Annotated in this window: 2 protein-coding genes; both read right to left on the bottom strand. The window is 57.0% G+C overall.

Annotated elements, in window-relative coordinates; genetic code table 11:
• Nucleotides 1-55: 55 nt before the first annotated feature.
• Nucleotides 56-802, bottom strand: coding sequence for an IS21-like element helper ATPase IstB (gene istB / locus PZA18_RS23725; RefSeq protein ID WP_308447453.1), 747 nt, complete (start codon nucleotides 800-802; stop codon nucleotides 56-58).
• Complete coding sequence (gene istA, locus PZA18_RS23720; RefSeq protein ID WP_284103373.1) at nucleotides 789-2,288, bottom strand: IS21 family transposase; 1,500 nt, start codon at nucleotides 2,286-2,288, stop codon at nucleotides 789-791. Before istA ends, istB begins: the two co-directional genes overlap by 14 nt.
• Nucleotides 2,289-2,402 lie beyond the last annotated feature (114 nt).

The raw sequence follows: 2,402 nt of genomic DNA, 5'->3' as shown, positions 1-2,402 counted from the left end.
TGTCAATCGGCACCCAATTTTTTCCAGCGACCGGCATCCAAAAGTTTCCATCTGATCATCCGATTTTGGCCTGACTCCTGCGCTGCTTGAACCGGAACGAATCATTCCCTGTTTCCAGTATTTCGCAATGATGTGTCAGTCTATCCAGTAAGGCTGTCGTCATTTTTGCATCGCCGAAGACAGTCACCCATTCACCAAACGACAGATTGGTGGTGATGATCAGGCTGGTTTTCTCATATAGCTGGCTGATCAGGTGAAACAGCAATGCACCCCCCGAGGTTGGGAACGGCAAGTAGCCCAGTTCATCCAGAATTACTGCGTCCATCAGTACCAGTTGCCTGGCAAGGTTGCCAGCCTTGGCTAACTGCTTTTCCTTTTCCAGCTGGTTGACCAGATCGACTGCGTTGTAAAAGCGAACCCGCTTGTTCCGGTGAATCGCGGCGATACCGAGTGCCGTGGCCAGATGGGTTTTGCCGGTGCCGGTGCCGCCCACCAGAATCAGGTTGTGCGCTGTTTCCATAAAACTGCAGCTGGCCAGTTGCTCAATCTGGTTTTGTGGCAATGGGGTTTCTGCCCAATCAAAGGTGGCCAAATCCCGATGAATCGGGAATTTTGCGGCTTTGAGCTGGTAACGCAGGCTGCGGGCTTGCCGGTCTTGCTGCTCAGCCTCAATGAGTCGCCTCAGCCAAGCCTCCGGTGCCGGAGGCTGTCTCGGCTTCTCGGCGTGCAACTCACCCCAGGCCGCTGCCATGCCATACAGTTGCAATGATTTGAGCTGAGCGATGCAGTCAATGCAGGCCATGAGTCCCCCCGCGCAGCACATCATAACGGGCACAGTCGGCCAACGGCTCACTGCGCAGCCGCAATGACTCAGGCAAGTGGATGGCCGAAGGCTGGGGTGGTGCCAACAAACGCCGCAGTTCGTTCATGACGATGGCGCCAGTCACGAGACCCGTTTCCAGACTGAGTTCGCACGCCACTTGCAGTGGCTCCAGACCGGCTTCCCGCGCCAGTTGCAGTAACTCCACAAAGGCACGGTCGCCTTTAGGCTGCTTGAGCAAGTGCTCTTTGACATGGCGGATCGGGGCAGGTAAATCCCATTCGATAAACGGTGCACCGTGACGCAACGCGCCCGGCTTCTTCTCCAGCACTGGCAGATAGTGCCAAGGGTTACACACCAGCTGGTTCCGACCAAATTGCCGGGGATGTTCGGCAATGATCTGCCTGTCGTGCACAATACGCAGCCGGTCCGCTGTCAGACGCACGGAAACCGCTTTGCCCGCGAATTCGGCGGGCACGCTGTAGCGGTTGTAGTCGACGCGAACCAGACAGGTGCCAGATACCCGTAACATCTCTTCGAGATAACCCTCAAACGGCGCGGCAATGGCACGTAAAGTGTTGTGTTCTTGTGCGAAGACCTCGGCAATCGGCCTGTCTTCCGTCGGATGCTGCCGTTGGGCCAGTTCCCGACAGCGCAGTGCCAGCCAATCGTTGAGATCGGCCAGACTGGCAAAGCGAGGTCTGGGCGTGAACAGCCACTCCCGGATGTTGCCCAGCTGATTCTCGACTTGCCCTTTCTCCCAACCCGATGCGGGCGTACAGGCCACCGGCTCGAACAGATAATGGTTGGCCAGCGCCATGAAACGGGGATTGAACTGGCGCGCCTTGCCGGTCAGGATGGTTTGCACAACGGACTTGAGGTTGTCGTAGATCATCCGCTGCGGTACGCCACCGAAGAAGGCAAACGCCCGGTTATGGGCATCAAACAGCATCTCCTGGGTTTCGCGGGGATAGGCCACCACAAACATCTGTCGGCTATAAGCCAGGCGGAAGTGCGCCACCTTCACCTTCTGCGAGGTACCGTCGATGTCAACCTGCTCCTGGCTCCAGTCGAACTGGCAGACTTCTCCCGGCGCAAAGCGCAGTGGAACAAAGGCCTGCGTCACAGACGGACGGGTGTTGTGGGCCTTCCAGCGTTTCACAAAGCGGCGTACGCAGTCATAACTGCCCAGATAGCCTTCAACCTGCAAACCCTCGAACAACCGTTGTGCGGTTCGGCGCTGTGATTTGGGCAAGGTTTGCTCGGCAGTGAGCCAGGCGGTGAGCATCTGTTGGAACGCTTCCGTCAACTTGGGTGCGGGTTGATGCCGCCGTTGATAGGAAGGCGATGAGGTGGTTCGCAAATGCTTGCGAACCGTGGGACGGGAAAGCTTCAGGCTGCGGGCAATTGAAGTAATGCTCTCGCCGCTGACAAGATGGCGACGCCGTATTTCGGCAATGAGATCCATGGTTAACACCCCAGGTTTCTCCGGCAAAAAGCCAGATGGTTGCACAACCCGGGGTGGCAACTATTGGATGCCGATTACCCCGGATACCTGGAAAGATTTGCATGCCGATTTACA

The organism is Parachitinimonas caeni, assembly GCF_030129945.1.
Taxonomy (GTDB): domain Bacteria; phylum Pseudomonadota; class Gammaproteobacteria; order Burkholderiales; family Chitinimonadaceae; genus Parachitinimonas; species Parachitinimonas caeni.
Note: the sequence above shows the minus strand (reverse complement) of the source record. Positions and strands in the feature narration are given on the sequence as shown.